Origin of the sequence: Sinomonas cellulolyticus (assembly GCF_014656475.1) — a bacterium.
GTDB classification, from domain to species: domain Bacteria; phylum Actinomycetota; class Actinomycetes; order Actinomycetales; family Micrococcaceae; genus Sinomonas; species Sinomonas cellulolyticus.
In genome coordinates this window covers 247,174-273,094 of sequence record NZ_BNCM01000004.1, presented here as the reverse complement: position 1 = coordinate 273,094, position 25,921 = coordinate 247,174, and the positions used below count along the sequence as shown (strand labels likewise).

Annotated in this window: 21 protein-coding genes; 7 read left to right on the top strand and 14 right to left on the bottom strand. The window is 71.1% G+C overall.

Annotation, left to right across the window (positions count from 1 at the left end; translation table 11 throughout):
• The first annotated feature begins 156 nt into the window (after window positions 1-156).
• A complete protein-coding gene (locus IE231_RS07165) occupies window positions 157-1,638 on the top strand; it encodes a zinc-dependent metalloprotease (RefSeq protein ID WP_189693243.1) in 1,482 nt (493 codons plus the stop codon).
• Window positions 1,639-1,715: 77 nt separating this feature from the next.
• Here the strand turns inward: IE231_RS07165 and IE231_RS07160 are convergent, their stop codons facing one another.
• Genes IE231_RS07160 through nudC form a run of 4 tightly spaced genes read right to left on the bottom strand, consistent with a single transcriptional unit; the run spans window position 1,716 to window position 5,786 of the window.
• Window positions 1,716-1,916, bottom strand: a complete 201-nt coding sequence (locus tag IE231_RS07160; protein ID WP_189693242.1) for a hypothetical protein — start codon at window positions 1,914-1,916, stop codon at window positions 1,716-1,718.
• 9 nt (window positions 1,917-1,925) lie between these two features.
• Window positions 1,926-2,495 carry a M48 metallopeptidase family protein gene (locus IE231_RS07155; protein ID WP_189693318.1) on the bottom strand — a complete coding sequence of 190 codons (570 nt, stop codon included), beginning with the start codon at window positions 2,493-2,495 and terminating at the stop codon, window positions 1,926-1,928.
• A gap of 43 nt (window positions 2,496-2,538) precedes the next feature.
• Window positions 2,539-4,665, bottom strand: coding sequence for an ATP-dependent DNA helicase UvrD2 (locus tag IE231_RS07150; RefSeq protein ID WP_189693325.1), 2,127 nt, complete (start codon window positions 4,663-4,665; stop codon window positions 2,539-2,541).
• Window positions 4,662-5,786: an NAD(+) diphosphatase gene (gene nudC, locus IE231_RS07145; protein ID WP_189693241.1), complete on the bottom strand. Its 1,125-nt coding sequence runs from the start codon at window positions 5,784-5,786 to the stop codon at window positions 4,662-4,664. The genes IE231_RS07150 and nudC overlap by 4 nt, the downstream gene beginning before the upstream one ends.
• A 148-nt stretch (window positions 5,787-5,934) precedes the next feature.
• Between nudC and IE231_RS07140 the strand changes: the two genes are divergently transcribed.
• Window positions 5,935-7,104: a macrolide 2'-phosphotransferase gene (locus tag IE231_RS07140; RefSeq protein WP_189693240.1), complete on the top strand. Its 1,170-nt coding sequence runs from the start codon at window positions 5,935-5,937 to the stop codon at window positions 7,102-7,104.
• Between the two features lie 112 nt (window positions 7,105-7,216).
• Here the strand turns inward: IE231_RS07140 and IE231_RS07135 are convergent, their stop codons facing one another.
• Genes IE231_RS07135 through IE231_RS07125 form a run of 3 tightly spaced genes read right to left on the bottom strand, consistent with a single transcriptional unit; the run spans window position 7,217 to window position 14,390 of the window.
• The gene (locus IE231_RS07135) at window positions 7,217-10,771 is read right to left on the bottom strand and encodes an ATP-dependent helicase (protein ID WP_189693239.1); all 3,555 of its coding nucleotides are present in this window, start codon (window positions 10,769-10,771) and stop codon (window positions 7,217-7,219) included.
• Window positions 10,768-13,974, bottom strand: a complete 3,207-nt coding sequence (locus tag IE231_RS07130; RefSeq protein WP_189693238.1) for an ATP-dependent helicase — start codon at window positions 13,972-13,974, stop codon at window positions 10,768-10,770. The genes IE231_RS07135 and IE231_RS07130 overlap by 4 nt, the downstream gene beginning before the upstream one ends.
• Window positions 13,971-14,390 (bottom strand): MGMT family protein, encoded by a 420-nt coding sequence (locus tag IE231_RS07125; RefSeq protein WP_189693237.1) that lies wholly within the window; start codon window positions 14,388-14,390, stop codon window positions 13,971-13,973. Before IE231_RS07125 ends, IE231_RS07130 begins: the two co-directional genes overlap by 4 nt.
• A gap of 120 nt (window positions 14,391-14,510) precedes the next feature.
• On the opposite strand from IE231_RS07125, the gene IE231_RS07120 reads away from it, so the two are divergent.
• The 4 genes from IE231_RS07120 (at window position 14,511) to IE231_RS07105 (ending at window position 18,022) form a co-directional block, all read left to right on the top strand.
• Entirely contained in the window at window positions 14,511-15,233 is a 723-nt protein-coding gene (locus IE231_RS07120; protein ID WP_189693236.1) for a 3'-5' exonuclease, read from the top strand.
• A 275-nt stretch (window positions 15,234-15,508) separates the two neighbouring features.
• A complete protein-coding gene (locus IE231_RS07115; protein WP_189693235.1) occupies window positions 15,509-16,459 on the top strand; it encodes an ABC transporter substrate-binding protein in 951 nt (316 codons plus the stop codon).
• A 52-nt stretch (window positions 16,460-16,511) separates the two neighbouring features.
• Window positions 16,512-17,285 (top strand): amino acid ABC transporter permease, encoded by a 774-nt coding sequence (locus IE231_RS07110; protein ID WP_189693234.1) that lies wholly within the window; start codon window positions 16,512-16,514, stop codon window positions 17,283-17,285.
• A complete protein-coding gene (locus IE231_RS07105; RefSeq protein WP_189693233.1) occupies window positions 17,282-18,022 on the top strand; it encodes an amino acid ABC transporter ATP-binding protein in 741 nt (246 codons plus the stop codon). The genes IE231_RS07110 and IE231_RS07105 overlap by 4 nt, the downstream gene beginning before the upstream one ends.
• Before the next feature lie 81 nt (window positions 18,023-18,103).
• Here the strand turns inward: IE231_RS07105 and IE231_RS07100 are convergent, their stop codons facing one another.
• The gene (locus tag IE231_RS07100) at window positions 18,104-18,559 is read right to left on the bottom strand and encodes an Lrp/AsnC family transcriptional regulator (RefSeq protein ID WP_201896880.1); all 456 of its coding nucleotides are present in this window, start codon (window positions 18,557-18,559) and stop codon (window positions 18,104-18,106) included.
• 81 nt (window positions 18,560-18,640) lie between these two features.
• Between IE231_RS07100 and IE231_RS07095 the strand changes: the two genes are divergently transcribed.
• Window positions 18,641-19,324 (top strand): LysE family translocator, encoded by a 684-nt coding sequence (locus IE231_RS07095; protein ID WP_189693232.1) that lies wholly within the window; start codon window positions 18,641-18,643, stop codon window positions 19,322-19,324.
• Window positions 19,325-19,379: 55 nt separating this feature from the next.
• Here IE231_RS07095 and hemL read toward each other — a convergent pair whose 3' ends face one another.
• From hemL to IE231_RS07065, 6 genes are all read right to left on the bottom strand, one after another.
• Window positions 19,380-20,693, bottom strand: a complete 1,314-nt coding sequence (hemL, locus tag IE231_RS07090) for a glutamate-1-semialdehyde 2,1-aminomutase (protein WP_189693231.1) — start codon at window positions 20,691-20,693, stop codon at window positions 19,380-19,382.
• A gap of 118 nt (window positions 20,694-20,811) precedes the next feature.
• Window positions 20,812-21,864, bottom strand: coding sequence for an LLM class flavin-dependent oxidoreductase (locus tag IE231_RS07085; protein ID WP_229866553.1), 1,053 nt, complete (start codon window positions 21,862-21,864; stop codon window positions 20,812-20,814).
• A 28-nt stretch (window positions 21,865-21,892) separates the two neighbouring features.
• Window positions 21,893-22,870: a porphobilinogen synthase gene (gene hemB, locus IE231_RS07080; RefSeq protein ID WP_189693229.1), complete on the bottom strand. Its 978-nt coding sequence runs from the start codon at window positions 22,868-22,870 to the stop codon at window positions 21,893-21,895.
• Entirely contained in the window at window positions 22,867-23,760 is an 894-nt protein-coding gene (locus IE231_RS07075; protein ID WP_189693228.1) for a uroporphyrinogen-III synthase, read from the bottom strand. Before IE231_RS07075 ends, hemB begins: the two co-directional genes overlap by 4 nt.
• Window positions 23,757-24,743, bottom strand: coding sequence for a hydroxymethylbilane synthase (gene hemC, locus IE231_RS07070; RefSeq protein WP_189693227.1), 987 nt, complete (start codon window positions 24,741-24,743; stop codon window positions 23,757-23,759). Before hemC ends, IE231_RS07075 begins: the two co-directional genes overlap by 4 nt.
• Window positions 24,744-25,895, bottom strand: coding sequence for a ferrochelatase (locus tag IE231_RS07065; RefSeq protein ID WP_189693316.1), 1,152 nt, complete (start codon window positions 25,893-25,895; stop codon window positions 24,744-24,746).
• Between the last annotated feature and the right edge of the window lie 26 nt (window positions 25,896-25,921).

The following is a 25,921-nucleotide window of genomic DNA, read 5'->3' as shown; positions in this document are numbered from 1 at the left end:
TCGCCGTCCCGGGAGCTGTCCCAAGCCTACGGGGCAAGTCCGGACCCACGTCTCCCCAGGGCTGTGCCGACAGCGAAAGAGCCCCATCGCCCGCAGACACGCCTACGGCACCGCGGTACCGTGAGGGTGTCCTTGGAAGCAGCAGTGATCGGCGGCATGATGACCACACCAGACAAGCCCTCGGGCCACGACGACGAGCCCCAGGATCCCCTGTCGGAGCTTTTCGGCAGGCTCATGGGCGGCGCTGGCGCGGAGGGCTTCGACCCGGCAGAGATGGCCAAGGCCGCTGGCCTGCCCAGCGACCCGAACCTCCTGCGCCAGATGTTCGAGCAGGTCCAGGCCATGATGACCTCCACGGGAGGCGATGGTCCCGTCAACTGGCAGCTGGCCCACGAGCACGCGCGCAGGACGGCCGCGGCTGCGAAGGACCCTTCGGTCTCGGCGACGCAGAACCGCGAGGTGGACGAGGCCCTGCGGCTCGCGGAGCTCTGGCTCGACAGGACGACCGACTTCCCCGGTACCGGGATCATCGGCCGTGGCTGGTCGCGTGCCGAGTGGATCGAGGCGACGATGGGCACGTGGAGGCGTCTGACCGAACCGGTCGCGAACAGCATCGCCACCGCGCTCTCGACCGCTATGAATGAGCAGATGCCCGAGGAGATGAAGGGCATGCTCGGCGGAGCGTCCTCCATGCTGACCAACATGGGCGGCGCGATCTTCGGAATGCAGCTTGGCGCGGCGATCGGCGCGCTCTCGGGCGAGGTCGTGAGCTCGTCGGACATCGGAGTGCCCCTCGTGGACCTCGAGATGGCCCTGCTGCCGGCAAATGTGGCCAGCTTCGGCGAGGGGCTCGGGCTGCCGGAGGGCGACGTCCGCCTCTACCTGGCCGTGCGTGAGGCAGCGCATGCCCGCCTCTTCATGCACGTGCCCTGGCTGCGGGCCTACCTGCTCGGCGCCATCGAGGACTACGCCCGGGGCATCCACATCGATGTGTCCAAGATCGAGGAACTGGCACACAGCATCGATCCGGGCAATCCCGAGTCGATCCAGGAGGCTCTCCAGGGCGGGGTGTTCATGCCCCAGCGCACCCCCCAGCAGGACGCGGCGCTGGTCAAGCTCGAGACCGCCCTCGCACTCGTCGAGGGCTGGGTGGACGAGCTCACCGCGGCGGCGACTGAAGGTGTGCTGCCCTCGGCGGGTGCCCTCCGCGAAGCCGTGCGCCGCCGGCGTGCGACAGGGGGCCCCGCCGAGCACGCCTTCGCGTCCCTCGTAGGGCTCGAACTCCGGCCCCGCCGGTTGAGGGATGCGGCAACGCTGTGGGCATCGCTCGCGCAGGAGCGCGGGATTGCCGGTCGCGATGCGATCTGGAAGCACCCGGACCTGCTCCCGACGCCCGAGGACCTCGACGACCCCAAGGGGTTCTCTGCCCGCAGGTCTCAGGCCGAGGCGCAGGACTCGGAGGTGGACCAGGCCCTCGAGAAGCTCCTCGCCGGAGGATTCGACACCCCCACCGAGCCGGAGAGCGCGCCGGAGGAAGGGCCGTCTCAGGGCACGGCGACCGAGCCCGGGTCCGATGCAACGGACGAGGAGGGCAACGCGGACGACGGCGGCACTCCCCCGAGCGGGCCGCGCGCCTGAGGTGCCGCGCGCGGCAGACGTCGTGCGTGTCCGGCACGCCGACCAGTTGCCGGCTGGTCCTCAGAAGGCGCGCGTGGTCAGTCCACGTCCTCCACGATCTCGCCGAAGGGGACGGTCTCGTCCAAGTGGGCCTGAAGCTCGTGGGGTTCGTTGATGGCCACGCGCACCCCGTGCAGGGCATCCGCCGCGGACTGGAGGAGGACTGGTCGCACCGTGTCGATGAACTCGGCGCTGCGACCCTGGAGGTACTTGACGTAGGTGGCTGGTAGCTCGCTCATGGCGAGATTCTAGGCGCCTTCCTCGTCATCGATAAGGTCCCACTCCGAACCGTCCGCAGCCGGCGCGCCCTCGGAAGGAAGCCTTCCTGCGAACGCGACACCCGCGAGGAAGGCCTTGGCCTCCGCGAGACGCGGGTACGCCTCGGCGAGCCGCCAGAACGCGGGCCCGTGACCGGAGACGAGCAGGTGCGCGAGCTCGTGCACGATCACGTAGTCGACCACCCAGTCGGGCATGCCCCGGAGTTCGTGGGAGAGGCGGATCGTCCGCTGGCTGGGCGTGCACGAGCCCCACCGCCGCCGCTGATTGGTGACCCAGCGGATGGAAGCAGGCACCGCCCGGCCGTCGAAGTAGCGACGGGACAGGTCCAGGGCCCTGGCCACGAGCGCCTCGTCGCTGGCCGGTGCGGCCCGCCGCTCCGTGTCCCGCTTCAGTCGCGCCACCATGCGCTCGACCCAGTGGGCCTCCTGGGCGGCGGTGAAGGCCGCGGGGATCGCCACCACAGCGGTCGAGCCTTCCCAGAACGCCGAGACCGTCTTGCGCCGCCGCGCGGACCGGCGCACCTCCACCCGACCGGGCATGCTGGCAACGGGCAACGCCTCCTGATGGCCGAGCGCTTCCTTCTCACGCGCCACGGAGCACCTCCAGCACGCCCTCGCCGTATCGCTCGAGCTTGGCACGCCCCACCCCGGCCACCTGTGCGAGTTCGGCCAGGCTCGCCGGCCGTGCCTCGGCGATAGCCGTCAGGGTCGCATCCGTGAAGACGACGAACGCGGGGATGTCGGATTCCTTGGCCCGCTCGAGCCGCCACGCCCGCAGCGCCTCGAAGGTGGCCTCCTCGTAGCTCGGCGGGCAGTTGGCACACCGGCCGACCTTCCGTTCCGCCCCCGTTGACAGGATGGCCCCGCAGACGCGGCACGCGGTGGGGCCCTTGAGCTCACGGCGCTTCCGCGGGGTGCCACCGGAGTGCACGACCGATGAGCCGCCAGGGCGCAGGCCGTCCAGGAAGCGCGAAGGCCGCCGGTGGGCGCGTCCTCCCGGCGTGCGGGACAGCGACCAGGACAGGTGCAGGAACTCGCGGGCGCGTGTGATCCCCACATACAGGAGGCGGCGTTCCTCGTCGATCGTCACCGGGGTGTCAGCGAAGGAGATCGGAACGAGGCCCTCGCTCAGGCCCACGAGGAACACTGCGTCCCATTCAAGGCCTTTGGCTGCATGGAGCGACGCCAGGGTGACGCCCTGGACCGCGGGTGCATGCTGGGCCGTGGCGCGCTCCTGGAGCTCCGCGACGAACTCGGCGAGGCCGAACCCCTCTCCGCGGGCGGCGGCAAGCTCGTCCGCGAGCGCCACGAGGGCCGCCAGCGACTCCCATCGCTCCCTCGTCGCTCCTCCGCCGGAGGGGGGCGCCTCGGAGTAGCCCAGCGAGGACAGGATGTCGCGCACGCGCTGCGCCACGGGCACGCCGTCGTCCGCGACGGCACGAGCCGCGCCGCGCAGCTGCAGGAGACCGTCGCGGACCTCGCGCCGGTTGAAGAACCGCTCTCCCCCGCGCAGCTGGTAGCCGATGCCCGCCGCGGCAAGGGCCTGCTCGAACGCCTGCGACTGGCCGTTCGTGCGGAAGAGGACAGCGATGTCCTTGGGCTGGGTCCCTGCGGCAACGAGCGCGGCAATACGTCGCGCGACGGTAGCCGCCTCTGCCTCGTCGTCCGAGCACTCGGCGAACTCGGGCTCCGGTCCGTTGGGCCGCTGGGCGACGAGCCCCAGCGGCTCCGCCCACCGGGCGTCCGCCGCGGGGCCCGCTGGCCGGCGCGAGGCGAGGAGCTGGTTCGCGAGGCGCACCACCTGGGGGCTCGAACGGTAGTCCCGGACGAGCCGGATCACCGCGGCGTCCGGATGCCGCTTGCCGAACTCGAGCAGGTGGGCGCTCGTGGCCCCCGTGAAGGAGTAGATGGTCTGGCTCGCGTCGCCGACCACGCACAGCTCCTCGCGGCCGCCGAGCCACAGCTCGAGAAGCCTCTGCTGGAGCGGGGAGACGTCCTGGTACTCATCGACGACGAAGTGCCGGTACTGGTCCCGCACCGTGGCGGCGACCTTCGGGTCCTCCTGGAGGATGCCCACCGTGATGAGGAGGACGTCCTCGAAGTCGATGAGATTCCGGTGAACCTTGACGTCCTCGTACGCCTCGAACAGCCGTGCCACCGTAGGGGGCTGCAGGCCTCCCGGCTCACCCCGGCCGGACGCGCCCTCGAGGTAGGTGGACGGCGTGAGCATCGAGACCTTGGCCCATTCGATCTCGGACGCGAGGTCGCGGATGGCTGCCCGGTCCACCGTGAGGCGCAGGCGGCGCGCGCCCTCGGCGATGGCCTGCGCCTTGTGCTCCAACAGGCCAGGCAGCGCGCCGCCCACCGCTTGGGGCCAGAAGTACTGCAGCTGGCGGAGGGCCGCCGCGTGGAACGTGCGCGCCTGCACGCCGCCCACGCCCAGGTCCCGCAGCCGGCTGCGCATCTCGGCAGCCGCGCGCGCGGTGAACGTCACGGCAAGGAGGCGTTGCGGCGGGTATACGCCCGAATGGACGCCGTAGGCGATTCGATGGGTGATGGCCCGTGTCTTGCCGGTCCCCGCTCCGGCGAGGACGCAGACCGGACCGTGGAGTGTGGTCGCCACCTCGCGCTGCTCGTCGTCAAGCCCGGCAAGGAGCCGGTCCTCGAGAGTCCCGCCATGTTCTGCCTGCACGGTCGTCTGCTCGCTCACCTCGAGGCCGCCGAGGCCGGATCGGCGATACGGCCACCGTACCAATGCTCGATGAGGGCGCGGGAGATGGAGAGGCTGCTCGGCAGTGCGATCTCTCCCGAGCCTGCGGCCTCCGAGAGCTCCTCGCGGGTGAACCAGCGCGCCCGGAGGACCTCCACGCCGTCCGGCGCAGCAGCAGTGTCCTCGGTGCGCGCGGTGAAGCCGAGCATGAGCGACGCCGGGAAGGGCCATGGCTGGGACCCGAGATACTGGCACTCGGTGACCCGGACTCCCACCTCCTCGAGGATCTCGCGCGCGACAGCCTGCTCGAGCGACTCCCCCGGCTCGACGAACCCGGCGAGCGTGGAGAACATGGTGGACCGCATGCGCGCCCCCGTGGCGAGGAGCAGCCTGTCGTCCGGACCGACAACCGTGACGATGATGGCCGGATCAGTGCGCGGGAAGTGCTCTGAGCCGTCCTCGGGGCAGTGCCGGACCCATCCGCTCTGGACCACTTGCGTGGCGGCGCCGCACCGCGGGCAGCGGGGATGGACGGCATGCCAGTTGGCGATCGCGGTGGCCTCCAGGAGGATTCCGGCCTCCACGGCGTCCAGCCCGGGGCCCGACTCACGGAAGCCCGCCCAGTTCGTGTCCTCGGGCAGAAGCGCCGCTCCCTCGGACGCCGGCTCGGACATGACCGCGGAGACCGGCTCGACCGGCTCGTCGAGAACCACCAGCACGACGTCGGCACCCGGGTCCGCGCGCGCCGTCGTACGCTCTTGCGGAAGCCTCCCGAGGTACACAAGGAGTCCATCCAGCCATGCAGAGGGGAGCTGGCTTGCGGGGAGGAAGGCGAGGTGTCCGCCCGAGTGGAGGGCACGGCGCTGCGAGTAGAGCACTGCCACGGCGCCGGGCTGCTCGATCAGGCTGCGGAGGAAGGACGCGTCGGCCCGGTCTGCCGACCTCCGGTCGAGGACTTCCGGCTCGGCAGGGAGCAGGTGGTCTGCCAGCAGCCCGGCCCTGGGGCCCGCGCCCGCGAATGCGGCGAAGTCCCGGTGCTCAGGCCCCGCACCCTCCGGCGCCGCCTCCGGCCTCGTGGGTGAAGGTGTGGGCTGCTGTTCGCGTTGGTGGCCGGACGTCATATCCCTACCGTACTGAGGCGCTCCGACAGACGCACAACCCTCGCCGTCCCCATGTGGACGCCACCTTGGCGTCCATCCCTCGGGGAGCCGCAGGAGTTCCCGGCGTGGGCGCGTGAAGGACCCTTGCCATCCGGCTAGCGTGGACAAGGTGAGACACACCCCGTTCGAGCTGGCTGCCATCGCCACCGCCGCCGTCCCCGGACTCAACCCGACCGCAGTGGCGCCGTCACCCGATGACGCCACCGACTTCGACGCCGCGCTCCTCGAGACGGCCGACGGGCGGCGTTGGCGCATCCGGTGCCCCCGCGGCAGCGAGGCAAGTGCCCGCCTCGAGACGGAGATGACCGTGCTGCGGGCCTTCGAGCCGTCGGTGCGTGCCGAGCTGCCGTTCCAGATGCCGGCCGTCGCGGGCACGGTGCGCATGGGCGGACTGACCACCTGCGTCTACACCAACCTCACCGGGTCGGTCCGTGGGCTCGACGAGCTCGCCCGGGGGAGCGAGCGCCTCGCGCAGGAGATCGGACGGACGCTGGCTGCCATCCACGGCCTCCCACAGTCCCTCGTGGACCGCGCGGACCTGCCCTCCTACTCCGCCAACGGCTTCCGCCAACGGCGTCTCAACGAACTCGACCAGGCAGCCACCACCGGCAAGATCCCTCCCGTGCTGCTCCGGCGATGGGAACAGGCCATGGAGGACGTCACTCTCTGGCGGTTCAATCCGACCGTGGTCCACGGCGACCTGCACGAAGACAACCTGCTCATCGACGAGGACCGCGTCTCCGCAGTCACGGGCTGGACAGACGTGCGCATTGGGGATCCCGCCGACGACATCGCCTGGCTCGTCGCCTCCAATGAGCCCCAGTTCGTTGACACCGTCCTGGCCGCCTACCATGAGGCTCGCAAGGAGCCGGTCGATCCGCAGCTAGCCCGTCGCGCGGCCCTGGCCGCAGAATTCGCCCTCGCCCAGTACCTCGTGAAGGCGACGTCCCTCGGTGACGCCGGGGCTGCGCGCGACGCCGCAGAGATGCTCGCCGAGCTCGCGGCAGACATCGAGGCCAGCGAGGCGTCCGCAGCCACGGCGGCAGAGGTTGCCGCGGCGGCTCCGGCCGGAGGCGACACAGCACCGAGCGGCGCCGCAGCGGCGGCAGCAGCCGAGGGTAACGACGAGGACGCCTCCGGCGGCCACACCGCGGAGTCTCGTAGGCTGAGCGAGGCATCGGCGGCGGTCCAGGGCCTGGCTCTGCCGCCCCGGGACGGGGAGGCAGAGCCGGCGACCGCTGCCGTGCCGCTCGTCACCGAGCACGGGCACGGCGCGTAGGCGCGAGTCTACGCGCTTCGGGCCGGCGCCGCGTCGTCGGATCCGCCTGCGCGCTCGTGCGGACGCTCGTTGCACGCGCACCATCCGCTGGGGCGTGGCTGCCCGCCCGCGTTCAGCTGCGCGGCGCCCGCAGCGCAGCCGCCACGAGGGCCTCGAGCTCAGCCTCGCCGGCCAGTCGTTCCGGCCGCACCACTGTCCCCTCCGCGAGGTAGCAGAAAGCGCCGCGAACGGATTCCAGCGGTGCCCCTGTGAGGCGGGACCACGCGAGCCGGTACACCGCGAGCTGCACCGACCGGCTGTTCACTGCAGATCCCGTCGGCGCCCGGCCCGTCTTCCAGTCCACGAGGTCCCACCCCCCATCAGGGTCGCGGAACACGGCATCGATGCGTCCGCGCACGACGACGGGCCCCACCCGCGTTTCGATCGGCACCTCGACATGTGCGGGCCTCCGGTCGGCCCACTCCGTGCGTTTGAAGGCCGCAACGAGATCCCCGAGCTCATACGCCTCGTCAACGTACTCGTCATTGCTGTCGAGGCCCTCGAGGTCCAGCATGGCGCTTGAGCCGTAGTACTCCTCGACCCACGCGTGGAATGCTGTGCCTCGGCGTGCGGAGGTTCCGGGCCGGCGTGGCACTGGCCGACGGAGCTGGCGGACCACCGCCGCGGGGTCCTCGCCGAGCGCCACGAGGGTCGATGCCGAGACGTGTTCCGGCAGTCGGACAGCAGTTTCGTCCTGGGCCTCCGCCCGGTGTGCGAGCAGCAGCTCCGCTTCGCGCGCCCAGGCTGCGGCTCGTCCGCCCTGCCGCGTCTCGCTGCCCTGCGTGGCGTGTCCATCCTGCCGCGCCCGCGCGCCGTCGGCGGTCCCTTTGGCTGCTCTGGCAGCCAGCTTCCCGCCTCCGTCCCCTCCCGGCGCCAGTCGGTGGATCTCGGCGAGGACGGCCGCCGCCGCGGACTCGGCAGCAGCACGGCGGCCGGGCCTGAGGCTCCGTCGCCTCCCGGTCGAGGCATCGACGGGCCCCTCGAGGGGATCGTAGGGCCAGACGGAGCGTTCGGCCTCAGTCCGCAGGGGGTTCTCCTCCGGCACCTCTTCCCCTTCGGCCCACGCCATGACCTCGAATCCTTCCGTGGGAGCCGCCATGTGGAGTTCGGCCAGGAAGGGAGATGGTTCCATGGGCCGGGACCGTGCGCTCGTCCAGGCGAAGCCAGTGGCCACGAGGAGGGAGCGCGCGCGGGTGAACGCCACGTAGGCCAGCCGCCGGTCCTCACGCTCGGCGTGCTCGGCGGCGTCCTCGGCGAACAGCTTCTCCGAGTCGAGCCAGCCCTTCTGGTCGGGCTGGTCCGCGTCCCATGCGGGGAGGTCGGCGCGGTCGCCCCGGAGCGGCCATGGCAATGCGGACGCGCCGCTCGTCCACCGGTCGTTGCCGCCTGATGGGAAGATCCCTTGGTTGAGGCCCGTCACGGCGACGGCGTCCCACTCGAGGCCCTTCGAGGCATGGACCGTGAGCAGCTGGACAGCCCCGGGGGTCGGCTCGCTGGGAGCTGTGTCAAGCCCCGATTCCTCGTCAGCAGCGGCGTCGAGCCAGGCGAGGAACGCGGCCAGACCGGGCTCTGACGACTGCGCGAGGAACGACGCGGCCGCTTCGGCGAAGGCGTCGAGGTGCCGCCGCGCCTCATGGACTGAGGTGCCGGGCCGAGCCGCGAGCTCGATGTCCAGCAGCAGTGCGCGCTCGACATGGGAGATGACGGTTGTCAGATCGTCTCCGGCCAGGGTGCGCAGCTGCCGAAGCTCGTCCCGCAGTCGGGACAGCCGGGATCGGCCTTCGGTGGTCAGCGTCCGGCCGGCGCGGGAGGTCCAGCCCTCCTTCGGCAGCCTGTCCACGGCCTCGATGAGGCTGGCCGCTTCAGCCAGATCGCCTTCGACGAGGACCTCGTCCTCCGTCCCCGGCGCGTCCACGTCCTGCTCTCCGGGCCGTGCCGGCGTTGTCCGGAAGGCCGCGAGGTGGCGAGACCAGTCGGCGAGCGTCATGAGGTCCGCAGGGCCGATGCGCCAGCGTGCCCCGGCCATGAGGCGCATGAGGGCATCTGACCGGCCGGGGTCGGCGATCACCCGGAGGGTGGCCACGACATCGACGATCTCTGGAGTGTCGAGGAGTCCCCCGAGGCCGACGACCTCGTAGGGGATGCCGCGGCGCTCGAACTCGGCGCGGAGCGGCGCGAACTGAGAGCGTTTGCGGCACAGGACCGCCATGGTCGGCGCGGCCTCGGCATTCGCGGGCCAGTCCTGGAGCATCGCGTGAAGCTCATCGGCCACCGCCGAGGCCTCGGCGAGCTCGTCGACGAACCGGCCGAGTCGCACGCGCCCTGTCCCTGCGCCCGGCCTGGGCTCGAGGCGCCGAACGTCTGCACCGCCGCCGGCCGGCCGGTATGCCGGGGGCCGCACCAGCGGGGCGGCGACGATGTTGGCAGTCGAGAGCACGCGTGTCGTGTTCCGCCAGGCCGTTGTGAGGTGGGAGGTCCACGCCGGCGCGAGGCCGCCGTCGTGCGTCCGGCGAGGGAACCTGTCGGGGAAGCTCGCGAGCTGCCCAGCCGAGGCGCCGCGGAAGCCGTAGATGGACTGGTTGGGGTCACCGACGGCCGTCACCGGGTGGCCGGCGCCGAACAACGCGGCGAACAGCACGAGCTGGGCGTGGGAGGTGTCCTGGAACTCGTCGAGGAGGACGGCCCGGTACTGGGTACGGAGGACACTCCCGGCTTCTGGGACCTCCGTGGCGATCCGCGCGGCCAACGCCACGAGGTCGCCGTAATCGAGCACCCCCCGCTCGCGCTTGAAGGCCGAGTACCGTGCCGCGAGGCGGGCGACGAGCGCCCGGTTCCGCAGTGTCCTCAAGATGGCAGTCGCAGCAGCTGTGGGACCCTTCGACCTTCCGCCCGGCGGGAGGGCCTCGAGGCGGCCAGACTCCTCCTCGAGCCACTCCGCTACCACCGCCGGCTCCCCCAGGTGCTCCGCACATTCTCCGGACATCTGGATCACCGCGCGGATGAGGGTGCTCTTCGCGGGGAAGCGGTCCCACGTCCCGCCGTCGTACGCCTCGACCACGCGCGCGGCCAGCTGGAACGACTGCGCCGGTCCGAGGAGGACTGCATCGCGCTCCACGCCGAGCCGCAGCCCGTGGTCCTGGACGATGGTGTTGGCGAACGAGTGGTACGTGGAGACCGTTGGGTCGAGCGCCTCGGGATCCGTGGCGGAGGGGGCGACGCCGCCGGCCGACCGCGCGAGGCGGGCAAGGCGGCCCAGCTGGGCACGAATACGTGCCGACAGTTCCCCGGCTGCCTTGCGCGTGAAGGTCACGCCCAGCACCTCGTCCGGCCTGACCCAGCCGTTCGCCACGAGCCACACCACACGGTCGGCCATCGTGGCGGTCTTTCCCGATCCGGCTCCCGCGATCACGAGACGGGGCTCGAGCGGGGAGGAGATGATCTCCGACTGCTGCGCCGTGGGTCGGTGCTGGCCTAGGAGGTCTGCGAGTTCCTCGGGGCTGAAGCGAGGCTCGGGAAGCTGCCTCGGCGCTGCGTCCGCTGACGTCACCGGAAGGCTCGCGACGTCCCCGGCGCGCTCTTCCGGGAGACCGTCGACTCCGTCCCGGGTGCTGCGCGCATCCGTGCTCATTCGGTGACCTGCCTTCCCCGGGAGCAGAGTGGGCAGACGTCAGGAAGCCGGCATCCGCCCGAGTAGCTGCTTCCCGGCTCGTGGCGGGCCTCAAACGCCGCGCCGGCCATCGTCTCGGCGGCCTTCTCGACGAGCTCCACAGCCCAGCCTGCGTCATCCAGTGGGGGCTGCTGCTGGATGACGAGCTTGACCGTCGTGCTGCCGAGCTGGACCAGCTCGGCACCTCCGGGCGCCGAGCCCGCGCTCGGGAGACCCGCTGGCGACGTGAACGCTCCCGCGGCCACGGCCACCTGATACGCGGCGAGCTGGGCATGCCGTTCAAGCTCCGCAGCAGTCGGGCGCCTGGTGCCGGTCTTCAGGTCGACGACGACCAACCGGCCGGCGGCATCGCGCTCAAGGCGGTCCACCTGGCCCCGGATCACCGTGCGCGCGGCGATCTCTGCGCTTCCGACTCGCGCCAGCGGGGCCTCGAAGTCCATTTCGACCCCGACAAGCTCCCGGTCGTTCGTCCGGACGTACTCGGCGAGCTTGCGCACCATCTCGGTGGCCTTTGCGAGATCAACCTCGCCCTCCCACGAGTTCCCGAGTCCCAGCGTGGGCCATCGGCGCTCAAGCTCCGAGGTGTAGTCGGCGAAGGTTCCATCCGGAAGGTCCTGGGCGATGGCGTGGACGAGCGTGCCGAGGGCCCGGGCGAAGTCCGTCGCAGCCTCTCCGCCCGCGGCCGAGACGAACCAGTCAAGCGGGTTCTTCGAGGCGGTCTCCACTTTCGACGGCGACACGTGCACAGTGCCATCCGGTGGGACCACTGGTCCCGTACTGCTCAGAGGTGCCAGTCCATACCACTCACCGGGGTGCGCTCCCGGTGCGCCGGCCACGGCGAGCTCGGCGAGGAGGGCTGCTGCGGCGTGCGCATCTTCGTCGCCTGCCTCGACCGACTGCCGGAGCTCAGCGACGAGCGAGCGCAGGCCCAGCGTCCGCGGGACGTCCGTGAAAGGCCGGTCGACCAGTCCACCCGGCAGCGGCGAGACGTAGTCGAGGAAGGGCGAAGGGACCTCATCCTCCGCGGAGGCCGCTGTGCACACGAGGCGCTCGGAGGCTCGCGAGATTGCTGCCGAGAACGAGCGCAGCTCGTCGTACCGGATGTCCTTGAGCCGAGCGCGCGGGGTCACGAGGAGCGCGGAGACGACACCCAAGTCGAGGCAGTCGGTGAGCAGCGTACTTCCGAGCAGCTCGCCACGGAGTCTCGTGTTGGGCCACGTTCCCTCCTGGAGGCCAGCGACGAAGACGAGGCGCCATTCGCGTCCGGCAGCGCTGGCAGGTGTGAGCAGTTCCACGGCGTCGGCGCTCTGGGCGCGAGGGGCCAGCGTGTCCATGGGCAGCTCCTGGTCGCTGAGATAGTCGAGGAACTGCGCCGGCGATGCTCCGGGGAGCCGGTCCACGTAGCGCTCAGCCGTGTGGAAGAGGGCCATGAGGGCGTCGAGGTCCCTGTCTGCGCGGAGCCCGAGCACACCACCGCCGAGTGCCAGGTCGTACCAGCGCTTGGCGAGGCCAGCGGCGTCCCACAGTGCCCACAGCACCGACTCGGCCGTCGCCCCCGGCTCTGCCGCTGCAGCCCGCCCCCGCACGATCATGCGCGCAACCCGGCGCGCTGCGCTCGCCTCCACGCCGAGCGAATCGAGGGTCCCGGGGACTTCGATGGCCTCGATGAGGAGTGCGTCACTCGCCCGGCCGCCGCCGGCCGAGAGCTCGAGCTGACGCAGAGACTGCCTCAAGCGCCGCAGTTCGAGGGCGGAGGCGCCCCCGACCCGCGAGGTGAGCAGCTCGACGGCCGTCTCCGCCGTCAGCTCCTGGGGGTCGAGCACCACCCGGAAAGCGGTGAGGAGCGGCCGGACTGCCTCCTCATCACGCACGGCGGTCTCGGCGACAGGAACCGCGACGGGGATGCCCTGGCCCGCGAGGAAGCGCTGGATCTGCGCGAGCTTGGCGCCCGAGCGGACAATCACGGCCATCTCGGCGTACTCCACGCCGTGCAGCAGGCGCGCCTCCTGGATGCGGTGCGAGAGGTATCGCAGCTCGTGCATCGGCGAATGGAGGACGTGCGCTTCGACAGCAGGAGCCGAAGCGGTGCCCCCGGAGGAGGGGGTCGAGAGGTGGCGCGCTGCCTGGCCCCCCGGCACAGCGGAGATGCGCTGGGCAACCGCTTCCCAGGCCTTCGCGATGTCATGGGGAAGCCGGTGTGATGTGCTGAGGGAGAGCTCGGTGAGCGGGCCAAGGAGGGCCCTGAGGCTGGGCACGAGCTCAGGACGCGCCCCCCGGAACCCCTGCACGACGACGTCGGGTGCTGCGGTGGCGATGACGTCCCGGCCCTCCCCGAGGACTGCGAGGAGCTCGAGGATGGAGGGGCTCGACTCCTGGACGTCGTCGACGCACAGGAGCCCGAGCCGTTCCCGTTCCCGCGCGAGCAGCTCGCCGTCCTCGGCGAGGATCATGCGCGCCGCCGTGATGATCCCCGCCGGATCGAACGCCTCTGGCATCCGGAGTTCGAGCACGTCCCGGTATTCGGTGTACAGCTGGGCCGCTGCCGTCCACTCGGGCCTGCCGGCCCGCGCACCGAGCTCGGCGAGCTCGTCCGCCGTCGTCCCGTACTCGGTGACACGGTCGAAGAGCTCGCGCACTTCCTGCCGGAACCCTCGGGTCCCCAGCGCGGCCTCGAAGCCCTTCGGCCAGACGGGGCCGCTGCCGGAGGAGCGGTGGCCGTCGAGAAGCTCCTTGACGATGAGGTCCTGCTCGGCGCCGGAGAGCAGCCTGGGCGGACGGGGCAGCCACTCGAGGCGGCCCTCTGCGCGGGCCCGGCGGATGAGGTCGAAGGCGTACGACTGCCACGTCCGGGCCGGGGGAGCGCTGAGGCTGCGGTCAAGACGCGCTGTGAAGGCGTCGCGGAGCCGCGCCGACGCCGCTCGCGCTGGGGCCAGGAGCAGGACGCCGGCAGGGTCGATGCCATCACGCACGACCCGGGTTGCAGCACACTCGACGAGGACGCGGCTCTTCCCCGTCCCGGGGGCGCCCCACACGAGTACCGGTCCGCTTCCCGCTCTGAGCGCGAGCACCTCCGCCTGGTCGGGCGAGGGGGCCCACGCGGCACCGGCGCGACGAGCAGGTGCAAGGAGCGTCAAGGGTGCCGAGCGGGTGTCCTGTGGGGTCATGGATCCATTCCACCGTCGGGGTCCGACAGTTCTCGACGACCGGATCGGGGGCCGTGGAGACGCTCCTCGAGCGCCTCCGCGATCTCCTCGACCCTGTCGAGCTCCTCGTCGCTGGGCGCCCACCGCGCCTGCCCGATGTCCACGCGCCAGAGGCCGCGCACTGGGTCGCGGCGAAGCGGCGTGCCCTCGTCGATGTAGTGCCGCAGCGCCCTGTCCTCGTGGGCCTCCGGCGGCCTTCCACTGGACTTGAGGACCCTCCACCAGGCCACCTGCCCACCGTGGTGGGACATGACCGCCCCCACTTGGCGCGGTCCGCCGGCTCCGAGGAGATCGGCGACGTCCCCGTACGCCACGACGCTGCCCTCGGGCACGAGCTCGACCACGGCAAGCACCGCTTCGACGAACTCCTCCCGCATCCCTCAACCGTAGTAGCAAGCAGGCCCATCGCTGCGCTCCCCCGCCGCCTGCGTGGCTGATCTCGGCGCTCCGGGCGTGCCCAGCTGAGAAACGTCGGACGGTCCGCTTAGCGTTGCACCATGGCACGGGAGCAGAGCATGTGGAGCACGGAGCGCAGGGCCGCGTTCGACCTCGAGACGACCGGACGGAACTCCAGGGCAGCCCGCATCGTCACCGCGAGCATTGTCGTGCTCGGCCCCCACGGTTCCGTCGAGGCTGAGCACGAATGGATCGCCGACCCCGGGGTCGAGATCCCGGCCGAGGCTGCCGAGGTCCACGGCATCAGCACCGAGAAGGCCCGGACAGAGGGGCGCCCGGCCCACGAGGTCGTCGCGGAGGTCGCGGCGACGCTGCAGGCACTGTTCGATCAGGGAGTCCCCGTAGTGGCCTACAACGCCTCCTATGACTTCACGGTCATGGCGGCAGAGTGCGCGCGGCACGGGATCCCCCAGCTCACGCGGTTCCCCGTCCTGGATCCGTATGTCATCAACAAGCAGGTCGAGAGGTACCGGAAGGGCAAGCGCACGCTGGGCGCGCTGTGCGAGCAGTACGGCGTCATACTCACCGATGCGCACAGCTCGGCGGCAGACGCGCTTGCCGCCGCGCAGCTCCTCGAGGCCATGGCCACGCGCTTCCCGGAGCTCCACAAGCCTGCAGCCCACCTGCACCGCAGCCAGGTGGACTGGTCCTCGGCGCAGGCCGCCGACTTCCAGGCCTATCTGCGCAAGACCAAGCCAACCGCCGTCGTCGAGGGCGACTGGCCCGTTCTCGCGCCACGGGACGCAGGCCAGTCCGGCTTCTGAGACAGACGTCACAGCGGCTACGCCCGCACGGGCTGCGCTCCCGCGGCGTCGGGCGATTCAGCGTGGCAGCACTGACCTAACCGAGCGAGAAGGCGACGTCCGTCCTCACCGAACGTTGTTCGATGAAGCGCGCACTGTGACGGAATATGTTCTGTGGTGAGTAGCTATAGGCCGGTGGCTCATAATGGAATGCAGCCCCGACGCCCTCCACGTGCAGACCGCACGTCGGCCCAGCGCGTCCTGCTGCGTAGTCTCACCAGAAAGCGAAGGCTCCCATGAAGCTCAAGTCCCCCAAGTGGCTTGCCGTACCGGCCGCGGCCCTTCTCGCGCTCACGCTCGCCGCGTGCGGCGGCGCCTCGGCAACCCCGTCCGGCTCGCCGACCGATGCTCTCAAGGGCAGCGACCAGCAGACCCTCGACAAGTACACGACCGCCGACGTGACGCCACTGGACAAGATCGACAAGTCCAAGCTCGGCCTGATCACCCCGGGCACCATCAAGGTGGGCACTCTCTCGGACGCGCCGCCCAACATCTTCATCGACAAGGACGGCAACTTCACCGGCTACGACAACGAGCTGCTGAAGGCGATGGCTGCCAAGCTGGGGCTCAAGGTCGAATTCGTCTCGACGAAGTTCCAGAGCCTCCTCGCGCAGGTCAGCACGAAGCAGTTCGACATGGGCTCGTCCTCCATTTCGACCACTGACGCCCGCCGCGAGACGGTCGGATTCACGAACGGCTACGACTTCGGCTACATGGCCATCGTGGTCAAGGACGGCGCGAAGGTGAAGACCTTCGACGACCTCAAGGCCGGCGTGCGCATCGGTGTGGTGCAGGGAACCGTCCAGGATGACTTCGTAACCAACACGCTCAAGCTCGACCCGGTCCGCTTCCCGGACTACAACACGGTGTACGCGAACGTGAAGAGCGGCCAGATCGACGCGTGGGTCGCCCCGTCCCAGCAGGCGGAGGGCCAGGTCAAGGCCGGCGACGGGACGAACATCGCCCAGAAGAAGGTCAACACGCAGAACTTCACCGCCTACGCCGTGGCGAAGGAGAACAAGCCCCTCACCGACGCGCTGAACTCCGCCCTCGACGCCGTGATCGCCGATGGAACCTGGTCGAAGCTCACGGCGCAGTGGTACCCGGACCGGCCGACCCTCAAGGAGCAGACTCCGGAGGGCTGGAAGCCCGGCAGCAAGGCCGTCCAGGTCGGCACCGCGAAGTAGGCGCCGACCTCGGCGTGACACCACCACGACGTAGTCGACAGACAGGGGCCACATGGACTACCTGAGCAAGCTCGGTGAGACCTTCTTCAACTGGAAGGTGATCGGCGAGGTCCTGCCGCAGCTCTTCACGGTCGGCCTCCCGAACACGCTCGTGCTCGCGCTCACCTCCGGGGTCATCGGCACGGTGCTCGGGATGCTGCTCGCGCTCATGGGCATTGCCCGGAATCCCGTGCCGCGCTGGATCGCCCGGGTGTACACGGACGTGTTCCGTGGACTCCCGGCGATCCTCACCATCCTCGCCATCGGGCTCGGGTTCGGGCCGATCGTGCGCGAGCTCACCGGGGTCACAAGCCCCTACCCTCTGGGCATCGCAGCACTCTCGCTGATCTCCGCTGCCTACATCGGCGAGATCTTCCGCTCAGGCATCCAGAGTGTCGAGAAGGGCCAGCTCGAGGCTGCACGTGCACTCGGCTTCGGGTACGGCCCGTCGATGCGGCTCATCGTGGTCCCCCAGGGCGTGCGCCGGGTCCTGCCTGCCCTGGTGAACCAGTTCATCTCGCTCATCAAGGACTCCTCCCTCGTGTTCACGCTCGGGCTCCTCTCGAGCGAACGGGAGCTGTTCCAGATCGGGCAGGATGAGGCAGCCCGCACGGGCAACCTGTCCGGCTACGTGGCCGCAGCGATCTTCTACCTGGTCATGACCATCCCGCTCACGCACCTCGTGAACTTCATCGACGCGCGGCTGCGGACCGGCCGCGCCCAGAGCCGCGCGGAGAAGTCCGAGCCGGATGAGGCCGCCGCAGTCGTCGGAAAGGGCGCAGAATGACCGGCCAGTTCTCCTCCGGGTCCCTCGAAGCCAGAGGCATCCACCTCGCCTTCGGCAGCAACAAGGTGCTGAGAGGGATCGACCTGAACGTCCCCTCCGGGACGACCGCCTCGGTGATCGGGCCTTCGGGCTCGGGCAAGTCGACCCTCCTGCGCGTCATGAACCGCCTCATCGAGCCGGATGCCGGGGACATCCTCCTCGACGGCAGGTCCGTCCTGAAGGACAACCCGGATGAGCTCCGCCGCCGGATCGGCATGGTGTTCCAGCAGTTCAACCTCTTTCCGCATAAGACGGTGGGCGACAATGTTGCCTTCGCGCTGCGCAAACTGCGCAGGATGGGCAAGGAGCAGGCGCGGCAGGAAGCACTCCAGCAGCTGGACCTCGTGGGGCTCAAGCACAAGGCGGACGTCCGCCCGGCCACGCTCTCGGGCGGCCAGCAGCAGCGGGTGGCCATTGCCCGCGCGCTGGCGATGAAGCCCGAGGTCATGTTCTTCGACGAGGCCACCTCCGCGCTCGACCCCGAGCTCGTCAAGGGCATTCTCGCCCTCATGACCGATCTGGCGAAGGGCGGCATGACCATGGTGGTCGTGACGCACGAGATGGGGTTCTCCCGCAACGTCTCGGACTCGGTGTCCTTCATGGACGGCGGCGTCGTGGTGGAGTCGGGTCCGCCGGCGCAGCTCTTCGACGATCCCCGCACGGACCGGCTCAAGCGCTTCCTCAGCGACGTCCTCTAGGAGACCCTCTGCTGGCACCGAGCCACCGCTTCGGGCGACGCCGGGCACTCACCGCGAGTGCCCGGCGTCGCCCGTTGCCCGTCAGAGGGGCAGCCCGCCCGTGCCCTTGAGATCGCGCATGACGATGGTCGAGGTCAGCTTGGCGACGCCTGGAAGTGCCGCGAGGTGCTCGTCGTAGAGGCGCTGGTAGCCGGGCAGGTCCTCGGCGACGCAGCGCAGGAGGAAATCGGGATCCCCGAACAGCCGGTAGCCCTCGATGATCTGCGGTTCGGCCACGACCGCGTCCTCGAACGCCCGGATCGCGTCCGTGGAGGTCTCGCGGAGCGTCACGAAGACCATTGCGCCGAAGCCGAGCCCGACCTTCGCAGGGTCAACCTCGGCCCGGTAGCCGCGGATCACCCCGGTGGACTCGAGTTCCTTGAGCCGCCGGTGGCACGGTGCGACGGTGAGGCCCACCTCTGAGGCGAGCGCGGTGGCCGTCATTCGGCCGTCCCGCTGGAGCTCGCGCAAAATACTTCTATCAATGGCGTCGATCACCAGCACAATCTACCCGTCAAGCGCCGTCTTCGGTAAGAAGAAGGTAAGCACTTCGCGTGGAAATCTCCGTACTCTTGCGGCATGGACCTGACCCCGCTGCTCGGCTTCGCCGCGATCTCCCTCACCCTGGCCCTCACCCCGGGCGCCGACTGGGCGTACACGATCGCCGCGGGCCTGCGTCCGGGGTCGCCGGCGCCGTCCGTGGCCGGACTCTGCGCCGGGTACGTCCTGCACACGGCGCTCGTCGCCGCGGGACTCGGGATGCTCCTGGCGGCCCGACCCGACCTCGTCGCGTGGCTGTCGGTGGCCGGCGCGCTCTACCTCCTGTGGCTCGGATTCACGACGGCGCGCGGCTGGCGTGGAGCCGGCTTCACCGCCTCAGCCGGTACGGCGCTGCCGTCGGGCGAGCAGCTGGACGCGGCGGTGAGCCATCATCACGGGCCCGTCCGCGACTTCCTGCTCGGCCTCGGGACGAGCGGCATCAACCCCAAGGCGCTCCTGCTGTTCGCAGCGGTCATGCCGCAGTTCATCCGGACCGACTCGCCGCTGCCGGTGGTCGCCCAGACCACGGCCATGGGGCTGACGCACCTTGCCTTCACGGTGGTGGTCTACACCCTCGTGGCAATCGCGGCGCGTCGGCTCCTCTCGGCCAAGCCGAAGCGGGCGCAGCTGGTGACGCTCGTGAGCGGCGTGCTGATGCTCGGGATCGGAGGCGCGCTGCTGGCTGAGCAGGCCGTTGCCCTCTTGGTCCCCGCCCTCGCCTGATCAGCCTCGCGAGGGGACGTGCCCGCCCCTCGACGGGCTGGCGCCGAGGAGTGTCCTACGCCCCCGGAAGGGCCGCCGCGGCGGCCTTGGCCGCCGCCGGGAGCGCATCGAACACGCGGTTCATCGCCGCGTCGTCGTGCGCGGCGGAGAGGAACCAGGCTTCGAAGACGCTCGGCGGCAGGTACACGCCGCTCTCGAGCATGGAGTGGAAGAAGGGACCGTACCGGAACGCTTCCTGGGCCTGGGCGTCGGCGTAGTTGTGCACGCCGTGCTCCGAAGTGCCGAAGGCGACCGAGAACAGGTTCCCGGCGCGCTGGATCGAGTGGTCCACGCCCTCGGCCGCCAGAGCCGCGGAGAGGGCTTCGGAAAGCTCGGCCGAGCGGGCGTCGATGTGGGCGTAGACGGCGTCGGTGGCGAGCGAGAGGGTCGCCACACCCGCCGCCATTGCCACGGGGTTCCCGGAGAGAGTCCCGGCCTGGTACACGGGCCCGAGGGGTGCGAGGTACTCCATGATCTCCGCGCGTCCCCCAAGGGCCGCAACGGGCATGCCGCCGCCGATCACCTTGCCGAACGTGAAGAGGTCCGGAGCCCAGCCCTCGCGGGCGCCGGTCAGGCCCCAGTATCCGGCAGGGCCCACCCGGAACCCGGTGAGGACCTCGTCCATGATGAGGAGCGACCCGTGCTCGGCCGTGATCCGGCGCAGGCCCTCGTTGAAGCCCTCCCCCGGGGTCACGACACCCATGTTCGCCGGCGCCGCCTCGGTGATGACCGCCGCGATGCGCGATCCGTGCTCGGCGAACGCGGCCTCGACGGCGGCCAGGTCGTTGTACGGCAGCACGAGGGTCTCGGCGGCCGTTGCCGCCGTGACGCCGGCAGAACCGGGCAGGGCGAGCGTTGCGACGCCGGAGCCCGCGGCGGCGAGCAGCCCATCCACGTGCCCGTGGTAGCAGCCCGCGAACTTCACCACGAGGTCCCGCCGGGTGAATCCGCGCGCGAGGCGGATCGCGGTCATGGTCGCCTCCGTGCCCGTGGAGACCATCCGGACCCGCTCCACCGCGGGCACGCGGCCCACCACGAGCTCGGCGAGCGCTGCCTCGTCCGGGGTCGAGGCTCCGAAGGACAGCCCGCGGTCCACGGCAGCGTGGACGGCGGCGAGCACCTCAGGGACGGCGTGCCCCAAGAGGGCCGGTCCCCACGAGCAGACAAGGTCCACGTACTCGCGCCCATCGGCGTCCCGGACGTGCGGTCCCTTCGCCGAGACGAGGAAGCGGGGCGTCCCGCCCACGGAGCCGAACGCGCGCACCGGCGAGTTCACCCCTCCGGGCATGAGCGAGCGGGCACGGGCGAACAGGTCCTCGGAGGTGGTCATGCCCCCATTCTTCCATCCAGCGCGAGGCGGGACGGCCGCCCGACGCCGGCCGGCGCCGTCGTGCGTCGCACCGCCTCCGGCGCACGACGGCGCGCCCCTGGCCGCGCGGGCACGTCGCCTACGCGAGCATGTCCGCCACGAGCGGGGCAACCTTGGTCCCGTACAGCTCGATGCTCTTCATCATGGCCGAGTGCGGAAGCGTGCCGTTGGAGTACTTGAGGTCGAAGCGCTCGGTGCCGAGGGCCCGGTGCGTCTCGGCGATCTTGCGCGCCACCGTCTCCGGGGAGCCCACGTACACGGCACCGCCGCGCGAGGCGAGCGCGTTGAACTCTGTGCGGCTGCCCGGCCCCCAGCCTCGCTCGGCGCCGATCTTGTTCCGCGAGGCGAGCCAGTGCGGGAAGAGCTCTTCCTTGGCCTGCTCGTCGGTCTCGGCAACATGGCCTGGCGAGTGGGTCCCGAGCATCGTGTACGGGTGGTTGAACTTCTCGAGCGATCGCTTGTACAGCTCCACGTAGGGGGCGAATCGGGCAGGCTCACCGCCGATGATCGCGAACATGACGGGGTAGCCGTACTGGGCCGCGCGGACGACCGACTGCGGCGTCCCGCCCACGCCGATCCACGTGGGCAGGAGCCCCTCCTCGAGGTGCGGGTAGGCCGTGAGGCCGTGGACGGGCCCGCGGTGGCGGCCCTCCCAGTGGACGGGCTGCTGGGAGCGCACCCGGTCGAACAGCTCGAGCTTCTCCTCGAAGAGGGTCTCGTAGTCCTCGAGGTCGAACCCGAAGAGGGGGAAGGACTCGATAAACGAGCCACGGCCGAGGATGACCTCCGCGCGGCCGTGGGAGACGGCGTCGAGCGTGGCGAAGCGCTGGAAGACCCGGAACGGGTCGTCCGAGGACAGCACGGTGACGGCGGAGCCGAGGCGGATGTCCTTGGTCCGGGAGGCGATCGCCGCGAGGACCACCTCCGGGGCCGAGACCGAGAAGTCCTTGCGGTGGTGCTCGCCGACGTCGAACGAGTGCAGGCCCACCTGGTCGGCGAGGACCGCCTCGTCGACGAGCTCGCGGATCACCTGGGCGTGGGGCTTCGGGGCGCCGTCTGCACCGAGGCCGACGTCGCCGAACGTGTTCAGGCCGAGGAGGATGGGGGACGCCGGGTCGCTAGTTCCATGCATATGCATCCAAACCTCCCGGCACCCCAGATCATTCCTTGATCCAGCGGGCAATCTCCGGCGCCCAGTACGTCAGCACGAGATTGGCGCCGGCGCGCCTGATGCCGAGGACCGATTCGAGGATCGAGGCCTTCCGGTCGATCCACCCGTTCGCGGCGGCGGCCTCGATCATCGAGTACTCCCCCGAGATCTGATAGGCGGCGACCGGGACGGGGCTCATGGCCGAGACATCGGCGAGGATGTCGAGGTAGCTCATGGCCGGCTTGACCATCACCATGTCCGCGCCCTCCTCAAGGTCGAGCTCGACCTCGAGCAGCGCCTCGCGGCGGTTCGCGGCGTCCATCTGGTATGTGCGGCGGTCCCCCTGCAGCTGCGAGTCGACGGCCTCGCGGAAGGGGCCGTAGAACGCCGAGGCGTACTTCGCGGCGTAGGCGAGGACGGAGACGTCCTGGCGGCCGGCGGCGTCGAGCGCCTGTCGGATCACCGCGACCTGGCCGTCCATCATGCCGCTCGGGCCGAGGACGTGGGCGCCCGCCTCCGCCTGGGCCACCGCCATCTGGCCGTAGATCTCGAGCGTCGCGTCGTTGTCCACACGGCCCTGCGCGTCGAGGACGCCGCAGTGGCCGTGGTCGGTGAACTCGTCGAGGCACACGTCGCTCATCACCACGAGGGAGTCGCCGACCTCTTCGCGGACGGCGCGGATGCCGGCGTTGAGGATGCCGTGGGGGTCGAGGCACGCGCTGCCCTCGGCGTCGCGCTCTTCCGGCACGCCGAAGAGCATGATGCCGCCGAGGCCCAGCTCCGCCGCCTCGGCCGCGGCACGCCGGAGGGTGTCCATGCTGTGCTGCACCACGCCGGGCATCGCCTGGATCGGCTGTGGCTCGGTGAGTCCCTCGCGGACGAACGCGGGGAGGATGAGCTCGGCCGGGTGCAGGCGCGTCTCGGCGACCATACGGCGCAGGGCCGGGGTCTGGCGCAGGCGGCGCGGACGGTGGGTGGGGAAGCTCACGGGGTCTCCTTGGGTACGGTCAGTGAGGAGGCCACGGCGTCGACGATGCCCTCGGGGGTGGGCGTCGCCGCGATCGCCGCGGCCGGGATGCCGAGCCGCTCGAGCTCGGCGGCGGTCGGTTCGCCGATGGCGACGAGCCGGGTCCCCTCGAGCGGGGCGAGGACGTCGTGGATGCGGCGCGCCGCGCTCGGAGAGGCCGCCACGACGGCGTCGAGCCTGCCCTCGGCGAGCTCGGCGTTCGCCGCATCGGGGTCAAGCACGACGGCGGGCGCGGCCTGCCCCTCCGGCTCGCCCGCGGCGAGGGGCGCGACAAGCCGCTGGGCGGGGTCTGCCGGGTAGTCCACCGTGCGGTAGGCGGTCACGGTGTCGACCGCCCAGCCGCGGGCCTCCAGGCCCTCGGAGAGGGTGGGCGCGGCGAGGCTGCTCTGCGGGATGAGCACGCGCACGATGCCCGCGCCGTCGCCCCCGGAGGCTCCCGCGTCGTCGGCGTAGGCCCACAGTTCGACGAGGCCCTCTGCGGACTGCTTGCCGGTGGGGACGAGGTCCACGCGCAGACCCTCCGCCTCCAGCACCCGGCGGGAACTGGGGCCGATGGTCGCGATCCGGGTGCCTGCGGGGACGAGCTCTGGCAGGGAGGCGCCCCGGGCCGACGCGGCCTCCTTGAGGGCCCGCACGGTGGTGATGCTGGAGAAGACGAGCCATCCGTATTCCCCCGCGGCCAGCCGGTCGAGGGCCGCGGCCAGGGCCTGCTGGTCCGCAGCGCGCTCGAAGTCGATGACGGGAAGCAGCAGCGGCTCGGCCCCCGCGTCCGCGAGCGCCCGCGCCATGGCGCCGGCCCGGTCGGGGCTGCGGGTCAGCAGCACGCGACGGCCTGCGAGGGAGGGCATCATGCCCCCAGATCGGCGAGATCGGCGGCGCCGCCGGCGAGGAGGTCCTCGGCGAGCTCGATCCCGAGGAGCGTGGCGCCGACTTCGGTGAGGCCGTCGGTGGCCTTGGTGAGCCGGAGCGAGGCCGTGCCGTCCACGGCGCATACGACAGCGTCGAGGTGCAGCATGCTGCCCTTGCGGCGGGCGTACGCTCCGACTGGCGCGGCGCAGCCGGCTTCGAGGCGCGCGAGCAGGGCGCGCTCGGCGGTCACGGCCAGGCGCGTGTCGGCGTCGTCAACGGCGGCGAGCGCGTGGGCCAGCGCGCCCTCGGCCTTGGCGGGCCCACCGTGCGCGGGACGCTCGGGGGCGTCCTCGACGCGGCACTCCACCGCGAGCGCACCCTGCCCGGGGGCGGGGAGCATCGCTTCCGGCTCGAAGTACTCGCTCACGACCTCGCTCCGGCCGAGGCGGGCCAGACCGGCCGCGGCGAGCACGACGGCGTCCAGGTCGCCGGGAGCATCCTCCCGGTTCCCCGGCAGGCCGGGCACACGGCCCAGCCGCGTGTCGACGTTGCCGCGGATGTCGAGGACCTCGAGGTCCGGCCTCAGCGCCCGGAGCTGGGCGGCACGCCTGGGGGACCCGGTGCCGACCTTCGAGCCGGCCGGGAGCTGGGCGAGCGTGAGCCCGTCTCGCGCGCACAGCACGTCGCGGTGGTCTGCCCGGGCGGGGATCGCCGCGATGGACAGCCCCGGCTCCCCCGTCGTCGGGAGGTCCTTGAGCGAGTGGATGGCGACGTCGCACCGGTCCGCGAGGAGCGCCTCGCGCAGCGCCGCGACGAAGACGCCCGTCCCCCCGAGGGAGGCGAGCGAGCCCGTCCTGACGTCGCCCTCGGTCCTGATGCGCACGAGCTCCGTGGTGAAGCCGCCCACGCCGGCGAGGAGGTCGGCGGTCTGCTGGGACTGGGTCAGGGCGAGGGCGCTACCGCGCGTTCCGATGCGGACGGCCATTCAGATGCCGACCCCCTCTTCCGCGATCACCGGCTTGGCGCCGCGGAAGTTCTGGCAGCAGCCCGGACGGCACACGTCGTACCAGGGACCGAGCTCGGTCACGTGCGGGCGGTCTGTGACCGTCCCCTGAGCCGTGCGCTCGCGGATGAGGTCCACGAGGCCTGCCACGAACTCACGGTGGACTCCGGGGGTCGGCACGCGGACCGCGGCGATGCCGAGCTCCCTGCACTTGTCCATGGCCTCGGTGTCGAGGTCCCAGACGACCTCCATGTGGTCCGAGACGAAGCCGAGCGGGACGATGACGGCGCCCTTGACCGGAGCCGCGCCGTCGCCGCCGGCCGCGATCGCCTCGAGGTGGTCGTTGATGTCCGGCTCGAGCCAGGGGATGTGGGGTGCCCCGGAGCGGGACTGGTACACGAGGTCCCATCCGACGCCACCCTCGGCCGAGCCGGTCACGGCGGCCATGACCGCGCGGGCGTTCGCGAGGTGCTGCGCGACGTAGGCGGAATCGCCTTCGAAGTGCCGCGGCTCGCCCTCGGAGCGCCCGGCCGCCTCGGCGTCCCGGGTCGGGATCGAGTGGGTCGAGAACAGCACCCGGATCTCGGAGTCACGTGACCCGTCGGGGGCGCCGAGCGCCTCGCGGACCTGGTCAAGGCCCGCGGCCGTGCCCTCGACGAAGGGCGCGACGAAGCCAGGGTGGTCGAAGTACTGGCGGACCTTGTCCACGTGGAGCCGCCCGGCCAGCCCGGTCTCGGTGAGGGCGAGCCCGATGTCCTCGCGGTACTGGCGGCAGCTCGAGTAGCACGAGTAGACGCTCGTGGTGATCATGAGGACCCGGCGGTGCCCGGCGTCGTAGATGTCTTGGAGCGTCTGGGGCAGGTAGGGGTCCCAGTTGCGGTTGCCCCAGTAGACGGGGAGGTCAATGCCGCGCCCGTCGAGCTCCGCCTCGATGGCTGCCTTGAGCGCGCGGTTCTGGGCGTTGATCGGGCTGATGCCGCCGAACGCGCGGTAGTGGTGGCTGACCTCTTCGAGGCGCTCGTCCGGGATGCCGCGGCCGCGCGTGACGTTTCGCAGGAACGGGATGACGTCGTCCTGGCCCTCGGGGCCGCCGAAGGAGGCCAGCAGGATGGCGTCGTACTCGGCGGGCTCCATGCGGCCGGCCTCGGTGACGGGGTTGG